Source organism: Lysinibacillus sp. FSL R5-0849, from assembly GCF_038595075.1.
GTDB lineage: Bacteria > Bacillota > Bacilli > Bacillales_A > Planococcaceae > Lysinibacillus > Lysinibacillus fusiformis.
In genome coordinates this window covers 3,457,372-3,470,892 of the sequence record NZ_CP152004.1, presented here as the reverse complement: position 1 = coordinate 3,470,892, position 13,521 = coordinate 3,457,372, and the positions used below count along the sequence as shown (strand labels likewise).

The window sequence follows — 13,521 nt, the reverse complement described above, 5'->3', positions numbered from 1 at the left end:
ATCGAAAAAATATATAAGCAATGTCTCTATATCTGAAGTTTCAATATCGGTACATGAGTATTTGCTGAATTAAGAAAACGAGTAGGTAACTCCTGCTCGTTTTTTTGTGCATAAGTGTGATAGGGTTAAGGTACTTCGGCTTTTCGTTGTACTTTTGGCATAAAATTGATACTATGAATGTAGTATGATAGAAAAGGGGTTGGCGTATCTTTGCTTCAAAAAAATAGTAAACTTGGTCTGACAATCGATGAAATTACAGTTGGCGAAAAGATCCATATAACTGAAAAGATTGAGGATAGAGATCTGTTGCTGTATTTAGGGCTCACGAATGATAGTAATCCACTTTATATTCAACATGATTATGCGGCGATGACACCTTTTGAAAAGCCGATTGTCCCGACCATCATGTTAAATGGTATTATTACATCAGCTGTGTCAAAGTATATTCCAGGACCGGGTGCACGAATTATTGAGCAACATTTAAAATATTTAGGGCCTCTCTATCATTATGAATTGTTTGATACGCTTTTAGAGGTAACAGCAGTCAATAAATATGAAAATACGATTACTGTGTCTGTACACTCTTATAATGAGCAAAAGCAGCTTGTGATTGAAGGTATGTTGTTGGTGACACCACCACTTGCATTATAGACGTCTTGAGGTTTGAAATGGGGGTTTCAAATCACTAACGGAGGCATTATATTATGACAAAAACGATATTAGTTATTGAAGATGAATTTTCAATCGCAACATTATTGAAATATAATTTAGAACAGGCTGGCTATTTAGTGGAAACAGCTGCAGATGGACAAGAAGGTCTGGAAAAAGCAATTGAGATACAGCCTAATTTAATTCTGTTAGATTTGATGCTACCTAAACTAGATGGTATGGAAGTATGTAAACAAATACGTCAGCAGCGTATGAATACGCCTATAATAATGTTAACAGCAAAAGATGACGAATTTGATAAAGTACTTGGTCTAGAATTAGGCGCAGATGATTATATGACTAAACCCTTTAGTCCACGGGAAGTACTAGCACGCGTTAAGGCAGTTTTAAGACGTTTTACTCAAAATGTTGTATCAGATGAGAAAGATGAGCCGCAAGAGAAAATGTTTGAGTTTGGACAATTGCGTGTATTTCCAGAACGCTTTGAAGTCTTTTTACAAGATGAGGCACTGGAGTTTACGCCAAAGGAATTTGAATTACTCATTTACTTACTTGAAAATAAAAATCGTGTATTAACACGCGATCAGCTATTAAGTGCTGTATGGAAATATGATTTTGCTGGCGATACTCGAATTGTGGATGTTCATATTAGCCACCTTCGCGATAAAATTGAGGAAAATAGCCGTAAGCCAATGTTTATTAAAACAATCAGGGGGCTTGGCTATAAATTTGAGGAGCCGAAAACGTCATGAAATCAATGAGCAACCGCTTATTTTTGACATTCATGCTTTTACTTGGAACGATATTAGCTGTCCTAATGATTGTTATAGGTCAGCTTTTTCCTGTTTATATTAAGCAATACAATGAGGATGCAAATACTCATAAACAAGCATCAATGACTCAAGTAATAGATGAACGCAAGCTCCAGCTTTCAGAGGAAGATCAAGAAGCATTATTTGCATCACAGAGCTTAGATCTAGAAGATTCTTTGACCTTTGTACGTGCCAGACTCTATATCATATTGGCCATCCTCTTCACGATTACCCTGATTTTAATCGGGATTGTCAGTCGCTATATGATACGGAATTTTACAGCACCAATCGATAATGTTACGGAAACGGCTCTTGAACTTGCAAAGGGGAACTATCGTGCACGTGCCCAGGAAAATGAATATGAACGCATGATTCCATTAAGTCATTCCATTAATATTTTGGCTCGTAATCTCCAGGATATTACGACTGTTCGTGAAGTAGAGGAAGAGAGGCTGAAAACGTTAATCGAAAATATGGGTAGCTCTCTCATGATGATTGGGCGTGAAGGCAATATTTCTATTGTGAATCGCGTATTTTTAGAACGTTTTGGGATGCAGATTGATGAAGTTCAGGGAAAGGTATTCCGGACAATTGGCTTACCAAAATCATTAGAGCAGTTTATCGATCACGTATTTCTTACAGAGATGCCTTATCGACAGCAAATTAAAATGGAGATAAAGCAGGAGCTCTATAATAAAGAAGTATATGGAGCACCTGTTATTGGGGACCATGGACGATGGCTAGGCGTTGTTATTGTTATGCATGATATAACGGAGCTTGTCCGTTTAGAGCAAATTCGCAAAGATTTTGTTGCCAATGTATCCCATGAATTGCGAACACCTATTACCTCTATTAAAGGTTTTTCTGAAACCTTATTGGATGGAGCCTATAAAGACGAAAAAATGTTAATATCTTTCTTGGAAATTATTTATAAAGAGAGTAATCGTCTTCAAATGCTCATTCAGGATTTGTTAGAGCTTTCTAAAATTGAACAACATGGCTTCACGGTCAACATTATGCCAATGGGCTTGCAGGATGTGCTGATTCGTGGAGCAGAGCTAACAGCGCCACGATTAGATGAAAAAAATATGAGCTTCCAAGTGGATATTGACCGTGACGTACAAGTAATGGGTGATGCCAATCGTATTATTCAGATCGTGACGAATTTAATTACCAATGCAATCACCTATTCTCCAGAAAATACAACAGTGTCTATTCGTTTAAAGGAAAATGAAACACATGGTATTATTGAAATTGAAGATCAAGGAATTGGAATTGAAAAGCATGAAATAGCCCGAGTCTTTGAGCGCTTTTATCGTGTTGATCGCGCACGAAGCCGGAATTCAGGTGGAACAGGCTTAGGCTTAGCAATTGTCAAGCATCTTGTAGAGGCCCATCATGGACGTATTCAAGTAGAAAGTGAAGTGGGCGTAGGGACAATAATGATTGTGATGATTCCGAAAAATTAACAAATCCTTTACATGAACAAAATGTTACATTCATATTTGGGAACTATACTTATAACTAGAAACCCCCTTATATGATTGTTAAGACTATAAACTAAAAAATCGCGCTCATCAATTTATTTGGTGATGACAGATTTTTTAATAACTGTTTTATTTTCTCCACAGAAGAATCTATTGTCTAATTATTAGGCACTAGATTCTTTTTCTGTTTTACAGAGAGGATAAATAGGTGTAAAGTATAGTAGCATAAAAGTTTAACATCAATCTGTAGTAGATAGTTTGTCAAACTAAAGCTTGAACAGTCAGTGAAATCATAACTTCTTTTCATTTGAATCGTGTTTTTCTGACTGTTGAAGCAGAGAAAAAAATGAGAGAAGGATGACCATGAAAATCGTCAAAAGTATCGTGCAAATCGGCTTTCTTTATTTCCTATTATTGATTGGGAATAGTATTGCACGCCTACTTCACTTGCCGATTCCAGGGAGCATAATAGGACTCGTTCTATTATTTTTACTTTTACAGTTTCATATTATTAAGCTTGAATGGATTGAGCTAGGGGCAGCATTATTACTAAGTGAACTCTTACTTTTCTTCATTCCATCTGCCATTGGTGTCATCGATTATGATGCATTATTCGGTGTGCAAGGCATGAAGGTTGTGTTGGTCATTGTTGGAAGTGCGATTATTGTGATGTTTGTAACGGGCTACACAGCACAATGGCTAGGGCGTCGAAAGAAGGGTGATGCAGTATGAGTTTATGGATAGCTGGTAGTAGCTTACTTGGAACAATTATTATTTTTTATATTTGTAAAATAATCTATAAGAAATATAAAAAGGAATGGCTGACACCTATGCTGGTGACGCCGATCGTTATTATTATCTTACTATTACTAACAGGTATACCGTATACAACTTATAATGCAGGAGCTAGTGTTTTAACGAATTTACTAGGACCAGCAACGGTTGCTTTTGCGGTTCCTATCTATAAAAATGTCAATTTATTAAAAAAACATGCCTTCGAAATCTTTATAAGTATTGCGGTTGGCTCCACAGTCGCCATTATTTCATCTTTTATAATGGCCTTAGTAGTAGGGTTAAACAATGAGCTTGTGCATAGTTTAGTGCCACGTTCAGTGACAACACCTATTGCAATGGACATTTCAAATATGATTGGAGGCTCTCCTACTTTAACAGCTGTCTTTGTTATGACGACAGGCATTTTAGGAAGCCTATTAGCACCTATTGTTATTAAAATATGTCGATTCCACAACCCATCGTCTAGAGGATTAATGTTAGGAATGGGCGCGCATGGGGCAGGTACATCTAGAGCATTTGAATTTGGTGAACTAGAGGGTACATTTGCCAGCTTAGCAATGATTGTTGCTGCTTTAATTAGCATTGTATTAACCACAACCATTTTCCCAGTCTTTGAACATCTAGTTATTAATATCCTGTTACCATAAAAGGTAGCAGGATTTTTTTATGCTAAATTCACTATATTTTGAAACTTTTTATAAAACTCTTCCGTAAACAATAGTAATCAATAAAAGGGAGGAACAGACATGAGTGTGAAAAGGACACTAATGATGGTTGGACTTGGGATTTTTGGAGTTATTGCACTTATTACCGTATTTACATCTTGGTACACAGTAGATGAATCAGAACAAGCGGTTGTCATTACATTTGGCCGTGCCGATGAAATGGTTACAAACCCAGGACTTCATTTTAAATTACCTTGGCCAGTTCAATCAGTTGAAATTTTATCGAAAGAAACGTTCAGTTTACAGTTTGGCTATAAGCAAAATAAGGCAGGAGAGCTAGAAGCCTATGATGCTGAGACAAAGATGATTACAGGAGATGAATATATTGTATTAACTGATCTTGTTGTACAATGGAAAATTACCGACCCTCGTAAATTTTTATTTAACGCACAAAGCCCCGAAGAAATTTTACATAGCGCCACATCAAGCGCCATTCGTTCAATTATTGGTAGCTCTACAATTGATGCAGCATTAACAGATGGGAAGGCTGAAATTGAAGCAAAAACACGTGATTTACTAGTGTCCTTAATCGAAAAATATGATATTGGTATTGGCGTATTAGGTGTGAAATTACAAGACGTTGAATTACCAAACAAGGAAGTGCGTGCTGCCTTCACAGCAGTAACGGATGCACGTGAAACAAAGAATACAAAAACGAATGAAGCACAAAAGTATATGAATCAGCGTAAAAGTGAAGCTGAAGGTGAAAAAGATGCTATTATTTCCAAGGCACAAGGTGCAAAAACAGCACGTATCGAGCAAGCTCAAGGTGATGTAGCTGTCTTTAATAAGATGTATGAGCAATATAGAGGAAATCAACAAATTACACGAGAGCGATTAATTCTAGAAACACTTGAAAACGTCTTACCGAAGGCGCAAATATACATTATGAATGATGATGGCAGTACGATGAAGTACTTACCACTACAGCCATTACAGCCTCAGCAGGCACAATCAGATAAAAAAGAAGGGAGCAGTAATTAATGGACCAAAAAAATAAGGACCTTGACAAATTCCTCAATTTTTTATCAGGAAAAAGCAAAAAAGCGGCTCCAACAGACAGTGATTCGGGAGACAATGTCGTGAAAATGGCGAAAAAAGGCCCGCTCAACCCTAAAAAATATCTGTCTATTGTCATCACATTAACAGTTGTTTTTGCTACAGCTATCATTATTTTTGCGAATGTTTATATTGTAAAGGAATCTGAATATGCCGTGGTTCGCCAGTTTGGAGAAGTAGTGAAATTTGAACGAGATCCAGGCTTAAAAATGAAAATACCTTTTATTCAAAGTGTTACACGATTACCAAAAAATCAGATGACCTATAATATTTCAGAAGAAGAAATTAATACAAAGGATAAAAAAAGAATTATCATCGATAACTATGCTGTTTGGCGTATTACAGATCCAAAAGCTTTAATATCGAATGCAGGTACACTTAGCAAGGCAGAGACTCGAATGGAGGAGTTTATTTACTCCGTCATAAGAACAGAGCTTGGCCAACTGCGATACGATGAAATTATTAATGATGAAAAATCTTCACGAGGAAGCATCAATGATCGTGTAACAGAGCGAGTTAATGAACTGTTACAAAACGACAAGTATGGTGTAGAAGTAGTGGATGTACGTATTCGTCGTACAGACTTACCGGCAGAAAATGAACAGTCTGTATTTACCCGCATGATTTCAGAGCGTGAATCAACGGCTCAATTATATCTTTCTGAAGGGGATGCAGATAAACGACGTATCGAAGCCCAAACGGATCAACAAGTGCAGGAAATGTTAGCTACAGCGAATAAGGAGGCATCCATTATTCAAGCTGAGGGAGAAGCAGAAGCTGCGAAAATATACAATAAATCATTCTCTCAAGATCCTGAATTTTACTCTTTATACCGTACGTTAGAATCCTATAAGAAAACGGTTGGAGAGGATACGGTCATTATTTTGCCAGCATCATCACCTTATGCAAAAATTTTATCTGGTTATTTAAAATAATAGATAGCAAAGTCGTCTTTCCTATTAGGAAGGCGACTTTTTGGTTACTATGAAAATTATAAATATCCCTACAATTGACTTGTTATATTGTGAAAATAATAGAAACATACAAATTTCTATTCCCCAACAGCCTATAATTTGATAGAATGATAATGTTTAAAAAAGAACTGTTGGGGGTAATAGCTGTGAAATTGCGAATTAGCACTTGGCTCCAAAATGTAGGAATTGCTTGTAGTATAGCATCGTTATTGACTCTGTTCTTCCGCCTATCTGATTTTGCATGGATGACAAAGAGTGTTTATCATATACCTGTATTTTTTGTAAGTATCTTTTTAGTTAGTATTATTATTGCAAATGATGTAAGAAATCTGTTTAAAAGGTTGTTTTGGTATGAAAAACGTAAGGTCAAGCGTCCTATTTGGCAAGTCGGTATTGGCTTCATTTTCTTTTTAGCGCAAATTAGTGCTGTAATGGTATTTAGTAAAGAGTTAACACAGCCACAACTGGGTGGAATGCCATTATTTTTAGTATTTGCCTTTATGAATGCCTTTATTTTAACGATTATATATGAAGAAATTTTTCATCGAACAGCCAATCAATAATATCTATAATAGAACTTTCATTCACTGGGACTTTCTCCGCGAATGGGAGTTTTTTTACGTTTTTATGCGTTGAATACGAGGAATCCTTTACTATTGAGGCGAACAAGTTGCTATTACATTAAATGAAGCAATAATATACACTGATCCTGTGACAGGAGAAACCTCATTACCTGCTGCTATGGATTTTCACAATAAAGGGCTCACATTCGCTATAGGTTGAAATGCAGGAGTGATGGATAGCATGTTATAAGTGACTGATAAAACAAAGAAAGTGACGGATAGCGAGCCAAAAGTGACGGATAAAACCGAGAGAGTGACGGATAGCGAGTCAAAAGTAGCGGATAACCTTAGCGAGGACCCGTCTGCTTTTTTTACTTGAAATGTATTGTTATGATAAAGTAGAAGGAAGTAGAAGACAACGCAGGAGGATAATATTATGACAAAGGAAAAATTACTATTATTGGACGGTAATAGTTTAGCATATCGCGCGTTTTTTGCGTTGCCATTGTTGACGAATGATAGTGGAATTCATACTAATGCTGTGTACGGCTTTACAACGATGCTACAAAGAATATTAGAGGAAGAGCAACCAACGCAAATTTTAGTGGCTTTTGATGCTGGAAAAACAACTTTCCGCCATGAAACCTTTACAGAATATAAAGGTGGACGACAAAAGACGCCACCAGAATTATCGGAGCAATTCCCTTATATACGCAAGCTAATTGATGCTTATGGAATTAAGCAATATGAACAAGACCTATATGAAGCGGATGATATTATTGGGACGCTGGCAAAAGAGGCTTCATCACAGGATATGGATGTTATCATCGTATCTGGAGACCGCGATTTAACACAGCTTGCGACAGAGCAAGTTACGGTTTATATTACGAAAAAAGGGATTACGGAAATTGAGAGAAATACGCCAGCCTTTATTGCAGAAAAATACGGTTTAACGCCCTTACAAATTATTGATATGAAGGGCTTAATGGGGGATTCTTCAGATAATATTCCTGGTGTGCCAGGTGTTGGCGAAAAGACGGCTGTCAAACTATTAAAAGAGCATGGCTCCGTTGAGGCACTTTACGAGGCGATGGATACATTGAAAGCTTCTAAGATGAAAGAAAAGCTGGTAGCCAATGAAGAGCAGGCTAAGATGAGTAAGAAGCTGGCAACGATTTTTACAGATGCCCCAATTACCATTTCATTAACTGATCTCGCGTACCATGGACCGAATGAAGAAGAATTGATCAATGTATGGCGTGAGCTCGGCTTTAAATCATTGCTCGAGAAAAGTGATTTTACTGTGCAGGAGCAAGAGCAAACACCTTTTGATTTTGAACAAATTCAAGAAGTTCGACAAGAAGACTTACAAGATGTGATGGCTGTGCATGTTGAGCTAGAGAATGAACATTACCAAACTTGTGCGCTACTTGGAATTGCCTTATCTGATGGGACCAAGACTCAATACATTCCTTTTGATATTGCGGCAAAATCAGATATATTACGTTGCTGGTTAGAGGACTCCTCAAAAATAAAATACATGTCTGATTCCAAAGCGTCTCAAGCAGCATTAAAACGAGCAGGTATTCAATTAGCTGGCATTGATTTTGATTTAGTGCTTGCTTCGTATATTAATAATCCTGGACTTAGTGGGGATGATGTTGCCACTCTTGCAAGGGAGCTTGGGTATTATGATGTACAAGCAGATGAAACGGTCTATGGCAAGGGGGCTAAACGTGCTATACCTGAAATAGATAAGCTTGCACAGCATGTTAGCCGAAAAGCTTATGCTGTCTGGTCATTACAGCCGAAGCTAGAGGCATTATTAAAGGAAAATGAACAATTTGATCTTTATAAAGACTTGGAATTGCCACTGGCAGCCATTTTAGGTGAGATGGAAAGTGAAGGCATTACCGTTAACCGTGCTACGCTAGAAAAAATGGGCCAAGAGCTTAATGAAAAGCTTGTTGTGCTTGAACAAGAAATTTATGCGGAGGCAGGAGAAACGTTTAATATTAATTCACCAAAACAATTAGGTGTTATTTTATTCGATAAATTAGGTTTACCTGTTATTAAAAAAACGAAGACGGGCTATTCAACGGCTGCTGATGTATTAGAGAAGTTAAAATCTGAGCATGCCATTATTGAATATATTCTGTTATATCGTCAGCTTGGTAAATTACAGTCTACTTATATTGAAGGGTTGCTAAAGGAAATCCATGAAAAGGATAGCAAGGTGCATACTCGTTTCCAACAAGCTTTAACTGCTACAGGACGACTAAGCTCAACAGATCCAAATTTACAAAACATCCCTATCCGTTTAGAGGAGGGACGTAAAATCCGTCAAGCATTTGTTCCTTCAAATGAGAATTGGATACTGTTTTCAGCGGACTATTCGCAAATCGAATTACGTGTACTCGCACATATGTCGGAGGATAAAAACCTTGTAGAGGCCTTCCGTGAAGGGATGGACGTTCATACACGAACAGCGATGGACGTATTCCATGTATCCGAAGATGAAGTTGATAGTAATATGCGTCGTGCAGCGAAGGCTGTTAACTTTGGGATTGTTTATGGTATCAGTGATTATGGTCTATCACAAAATTTAGATATTACCCGTAAGGAAGCGGCAACTTTTATTGATAAATATTTCGCTAGTTTCCCAGGTGTTAAACAGTATATGGATGATATTGTGCAAAATGCGAAGTTCAATGGCTATGTTACAACAATTTTAAATAGACGTCGTTATTTACCAGATATTACGAGCTCAAACTTTAATTTAAGAAGCTTTGCTGAGCGTACGGCGATGAATACCCCGATTCAGGGAAGTGCTGCGGATATTATTAAAAAAGCGATGATTGATATGGATGCTCGACTAAAAAAGGAAAATATGCAGGCAAAGCTACTTTTACAAGTGCATGATGAGTTGATTTTTGAAGCACCTAAGGAAGAGATTGCGTTGCTAGAAAAAATTGTGCCAGAGGTAATGGAAAATGCAATCGAGCTCTCCGTACCGCTAAAAGTAGATTTTAACCATGGTTCGACATGGTATGAAGCAAAATAAGGAGGGGTTCAAATGCCTGAATTACCAGAGGTAGAAGGTGTCGTCCAGGCATTGAAGCCAAAGGTTGAAGGACGTACAATTCAACATGTACAGCTATCTGAAAGGGTACACTTTTCTTTTAGTGAGGGGAAACAATGTATTGTTAAGCAAGCAGAGCCTGATGCATTTGAATTAACGTTGTCTGAAATGACGATTACAAAAATTGAACGACGTGCAAAATATATTTTCTTTCACTTATTCAAAGATGAGGTTCCTTATGTACTTGTTAGTCACTTAGGAATGACAGGTGCATGGTTTGTTGTGAATTCACCAGAAGACATCGATGAAGCAAAATTCCAAAAGCATATACATGCCACCTTTAAGATGGCTGATGGTGGTTACTTAATTTATTCAGATATACGACGCTTTGGTGAACTACGATTTCTGGCAAAAATTGAAGATCATGTACCATTAACAAAAATGGCGCCAGAGCCGTTTGATGAATTAGCGTGTGATTTTTTTATAACAAAATCAACATTACCAAAATATGAGAATAAGGCCGTAAAAGAAGTGATTATGGATGGGCAAGTCGTTTCGGGCTGTGGCAATATTTATGCAACAGAGGCGCTGTTTGCTCAAAAAATTCATCCTGCTCGAAAAATGAACCATATTAGTGAGAAGCGTAAACGAGCATTATTTGAGGAGATCGTTGCTGTTTTGCGTCAAAGTATTGAAGCAGGTGGTTCTACCATCTCTGATTATCGAAATATTAATGGGGAAGCTGGGAGCATGCAGAATCGTTTGAAAATGTATGGGAAAAAGATATGCCCAGCATGTGAAACGGCAACAAGTCAAATGACGATTGGTGGGCGAACATCGGTTTTTTGCCCAAATTGTCAACATTAAAGGGGATTTAACAATGATTATCGGACTTACAGGAAGTATTGCAAGCGGAAAAAGTACAGTAGCAAAAATGATGCTCGAACTAGGATTACCGATTGTTGATGCAGATATTGTAGCGCGAGATGTCGTCGAGCCAGGAACGGAGACACTGGCATTTATTGCAGAAAACTTTGGCCAAGATATTTTACTAGAGGATGGCAATTTAAATCGGACAATGCTCGGAGATATTATTTTTCATGAGCCTGCCAAACGCAAAATTTTAAATGATATTATGCATCCGGCCATTAGAAAGGAAATGCTACGACAACGTGATGCCTATTTAGAGGATGGCCATGAGCATGTTGTCATGGATATTCCCCTGTTATTTGAAAGTAAGCTTCAGCATTTTGTAGAGCGTATCATTGTAGTGTCGGTAAGTGAAGAGGTTCAGCTTCGACGCTTAATGGAACGCAATCATTTATCAAAAGAGGATGCCTTAGCACGCATGCACTCACAGTTGCCTATGTCTGTCAAAGAAAAGGGAGCTCATGCGGTCATTTATAATAATGAGAATCTGGAAAATACAGAGGAACAACTAAAGAAAATTCTAGCTTTCTGGGGTGTAATTTAAAGTGTTTCAAGCTAAAAATGTGTAGCAAGTAAATCTTGCTACACATTTTTTTTATGGGCAAATGCCATAATAAAAGATAATTTTTCAGAAAATAAGAACTTTTATAATATGACTATTTAATGTTCATCTTTTTTAAAATTGTGTTATACTAATCACCATAAAGTATATAATTAATCTGAGTATGTACTCACAGGAGGATTTTTAAATGACAGTATCAATTGCTATTAATGGTTTCGGACGTATCGGACGTATGGTTTTCCGCCAAGCGATCGTACAAGAAAATTTAAATATTGTTGCTATTAACGCTAGCTATCCAGCAGAAACGTTAGCACATTTGATTAAGTATGACACAAATCACGGAACATTTGAAGGTACAGTAGAACCAGCAGGCGATGCTTTAGTTGTAAATGGTAAACGTGTTCAAATTATTAGCGAACGCGATCCATTAAAATTACCTTGGGCTACAATGGGTGTTGATATCGTTATCGAAGCTACAGGTAAATTTAATGAACGTGATAAAGCAGCAATGCACTTAGAAGCTGGCGCGAAAAAAGTTATCTTAACAGCACCTGGTAAAAACGAAGATGTAACAATTGTTTTAGGTGTGAATGATGACAAACTTGATATTGCTAAACATGATGTAATTTCAAACGCTTCTTGTACAACAAACTGCTTAGCACCAGTTGCAAAAGTATTAAATGATACATTTGGTATTGAAAATGGTTTAATGACAACTGTTCATGCTTATACAAACGATCAAAAGAACTTAGATAATCCACATAAAGATTTACGTCGTGCACGTGGGTGTGCACAATCAATTATTCCTACATCTACAGGCGCTGCCAAAGCATTAAAATTAGTTTTACCTGAGTTAGAAGGTAAAATTCATGGTATGGCACTTCGCGTTCCAACACCAAATGTTTCTTTAGTTGACCTTGTAGTAGATTTAAATACAGATGTAACAGTTGATGCTGTTAATGCAGCATTTGTAAAAGCTGCAACAGAAGGTCCAATGAAAGGCATTTTAAATTTCTCAGTTGAGCCACTAGTATCTTCTGATTACAACACAACGACTTACTCATCAACAGTTGATGGACTTTCCACAATGGTATTAGGTAACCGTAAAGTAAAAGTACTTGCTTGGTATGACAATGAGTGGGGTTACTCTGCACGCGTTGTTGACCTAGTGAAAAAAGTGGCTAATGCATTAGAAACGGTAAACGCATAATATTTTCATTTTGAGCACATTGAAATCTAACTGGTTTCAATGTGCTTTTTTAAAAAAACTTTCCTTGTACTTTAGGTGCTTTAGGTTTATCATGAGCTCACTACGTGAATGCACTTTTCTTATATGTAGGAAATTTGTTATAATAGAAATATTAAATTGTTGTAAACCAGGAGAGTAATTATATGAGATGTCCATCTTGCCAATTTAACGGAACGCGTGTTGTGGATTCGAGGCCAGTAGATGATAATAAAGAAATTCGTAGACGTCGTGAATGTGAGTCATGTGGCTTCCGTTTTACAACGTTTGAAAAAATTGAAGAGACCCCATTAGTTGTAGTGAAAAAAGAAGGTTCACGAGAGGAATTTAGCCGTGAAAAGGTACTTCGTGGACTTATTCGTGCCTGTGAGAAACGCCCAGTTGCGCTTGATATACTGGAGCAACTTGTCCTATCGATTGAAAAAGATCTTCGTCGTATTGGAAATTCAGAAGTACGCTCAGAAGATGTCGGTGAATTGGTAATGGATCGCTTAGCCAAAATTGATGAGGTGGCTTATGTCCGTTTTGCATCGGTCTACCGACAGTTTAAGGATATCAATGTCTTTATTGAGGAGATTAAAGATATTATTCAACGTCAAACGGAGCAGAAATCATAG

At 37.3% G+C, this 13,521-nt stretch carries 14 protein-coding genes; all 14 read left to right on the top strand.

Features of this window, described 5'->3' with window-relative positions; genetic code table 11:
• Positions 1 to 210 precede the first annotated feature (210 nt).
• The 14 genes from MKY80_RS17065 to nrdR all read left to right on the top strand — a co-directional run bounded on the left by MKY80_RS17065 (position 211) and on the right by nrdR (position 13,521).
• Positions 211 to 651, top strand: a complete 441-nt coding sequence (locus MKY80_RS17065; protein ID WP_008176852.1) for a MaoC/PaaZ C-terminal domain-containing protein — start codon at positions 211 to 213, stop codon at positions 649 to 651.
• 53 nt (positions 652 to 704) lie between these two features.
• Entirely contained in the window at positions 705 to 1,421 is a 717-nt protein-coding gene (locus MKY80_RS17060; protein WP_008176854.1) for a response regulator transcription factor, read from the top strand.
• On the top strand, positions 1,418 to 2,950 hold the full coding sequence (locus MKY80_RS17055; RefSeq protein ID WP_089985705.1) for an ATP-binding protein: 1,533 nt from the start codon (positions 1,418 to 1,420) through the stop codon (positions 2,948 to 2,950). Before MKY80_RS17060 ends, MKY80_RS17055 begins: the two co-directional genes overlap by 4 nt.
• A gap of 381 nt (positions 2,951 to 3,331) precedes the next feature.
• Positions 3,332 to 3,700, top strand: coding sequence for a CidA/LrgA family holin-like protein (locus MKY80_RS17050; protein WP_036119530.1), 369 nt, complete (start codon positions 3,332 to 3,334; stop codon positions 3,698 to 3,700).
• The gene (locus MKY80_RS17045; protein ID WP_008176859.1) at positions 3,697 to 4,410 is read left to right on the top strand and encodes an LrgB family protein; all 714 of its coding nucleotides are present in this window, start codon (positions 3,697 to 3,699) and stop codon (positions 4,408 to 4,410) included. Before MKY80_RS17050 ends, MKY80_RS17045 begins: the two co-directional genes overlap by 4 nt.
• Before the next feature lie 99 nt (positions 4,411 to 4,509).
• Positions 4,510 to 5,472: an FtsH protease activity modulator HflK gene (hflK, locus tag MKY80_RS17040; RefSeq protein WP_089985707.1), complete on the top strand. Its 963-nt coding sequence runs from the start codon at positions 4,510 to 4,512 to the stop codon at positions 5,470 to 5,472.
• The gene (locus MKY80_RS17035) at positions 5,472 to 6,482 is read left to right on the top strand and encodes a protease modulator HflC (protein ID WP_008176863.1); all 1,011 of its coding nucleotides are present in this window, start codon (positions 5,472 to 5,474) and stop codon (positions 6,480 to 6,482) included. Before hflK ends, MKY80_RS17035 begins: the two co-directional genes overlap by 1 nt.
• Positions 6,483 to 6,667: 185 nt before the next feature.
• Positions 6,668 to 7,084 carry a DNA polymerase I gene (locus tag MKY80_RS17030; RefSeq protein ID WP_225316117.1) on the top strand — a complete coding sequence of 139 codons (417 nt, stop codon included), beginning with the start codon at positions 6,668 to 6,670 and terminating at the stop codon, positions 7,082 to 7,084.
• A 250-nt stretch (positions 7,085 to 7,334) separates the two neighbouring features.
• The gene (locus tag MKY80_RS17025) at positions 7,335 to 7,463 is read left to right on the top strand and encodes a hypothetical protein (RefSeq protein ID WP_258954920.1); all 129 of its coding nucleotides are present in this window, start codon (positions 7,335 to 7,337) and stop codon (positions 7,461 to 7,463) included.
• A 57-nt stretch (positions 7,464 to 7,520) separates the two neighbouring features.
• Positions 7,521 to 10,148 (top strand): DNA polymerase I, encoded by a 2,628-nt coding sequence (gene polA, locus MKY80_RS17020; protein ID WP_342530382.1) that lies wholly within the window; start codon positions 7,521 to 7,523, stop codon positions 10,146 to 10,148.
• Between the two features lie 12 nt (positions 10,149 to 10,160).
• Positions 10,161 to 11,033 (top strand): bifunctional DNA-formamidopyrimidine glycosylase/DNA-(apurinic or apyrimidinic site) lyase, encoded by an 873-nt coding sequence (gene mutM, locus MKY80_RS17015; RefSeq protein WP_089985709.1) that lies wholly within the window; start codon positions 10,161 to 10,163, stop codon positions 11,031 to 11,033.
• A gap of 13 nt (positions 11,034 to 11,046) precedes the next feature.
• The gene (gene coaE / locus MKY80_RS17010; RefSeq protein WP_089985710.1) at positions 11,047 to 11,640 is read left to right on the top strand and encodes a dephospho-CoA kinase; all 594 of its coding nucleotides are present in this window, start codon (positions 11,047 to 11,049) and stop codon (positions 11,638 to 11,640) included.
• A gap of 205 nt (positions 11,641 to 11,845) precedes the next feature.
• Positions 11,846 to 12,868, top strand: coding sequence for a glyceraldehyde-3-phosphate dehydrogenase (locus tag MKY80_RS17005; RefSeq protein ID WP_008176871.1), 1,023 nt, complete (start codon positions 11,846 to 11,848; stop codon positions 12,866 to 12,868).
• A 182-nt stretch (positions 12,869 to 13,050) separates the two neighbouring features.
• Positions 13,051 to 13,521, top strand: coding sequence for a transcriptional regulator NrdR (gene nrdR / locus MKY80_RS17000; RefSeq protein ID WP_008176873.1), 471 nt, complete (start codon positions 13,051 to 13,053; stop codon positions 13,519 to 13,521).

Coding starts and splice junctions, on each gene's coding strand:
- MKY80_RS17060 (WP_008176854.1), top strand. CDS start 705: ATGACAAAAACGATATTAGTTATTGAAGATGAATTTTCAATCGCAACA.
- MKY80_RS17055 (WP_089985705.1), top strand. CDS start 1,418: ATGAAATCAATGAGCAACCGCTTATTTTTGACATTCATGCTTTTACTT.
- MKY80_RS17050 (WP_036119530.1), top strand. CDS start 3,332: ATGAAAATCGTCAAAAGTATCGTGCAAATCGGCTTTCTTTATTTCCTA.
- MKY80_RS17045 (WP_008176859.1), top strand. CDS start 3,697: ATGAGTTTATGGATAGCTGGTAGTAGCTTACTTGGAACAATTATTATT.
- hflK (WP_089985707.1), top strand. CDS start 4,510: ATGAGTGTGAAAAGGACACTAATGATGGTTGGACTTGGGATTTTTGGA.
- MKY80_RS17035 (WP_008176863.1), top strand. CDS start 5,472: ATGGACCAAAAAAATAAGGACCTTGACAAATTCCTCAATTTTTTATCA.
- polA (WP_342530382.1), top strand. CDS start 7,521: ATGACAAAGGAAAAATTACTATTATTGGACGGTAATAGTTTAGCATAT.
- mutM (WP_089985709.1), top strand. CDS start 10,161: ATGCCTGAATTACCAGAGGTAGAAGGTGTCGTCCAGGCATTGAAGCCA.
- coaE (WP_089985710.1), top strand. CDS start 11,047: ATGATTATCGGACTTACAGGAAGTATTGCAAGCGGAAAAAGTACAGTA.
- MKY80_RS17005 (WP_008176871.1), top strand. CDS start 11,846: ATGACAGTATCAATTGCTATTAATGGTTTCGGACGTATCGGACGTATG.
- nrdR (WP_008176873.1), top strand. CDS start 13,051: ATGAGATGTCCATCTTGCCAATTTAACGGAACGCGTGTTGTGGATTCG.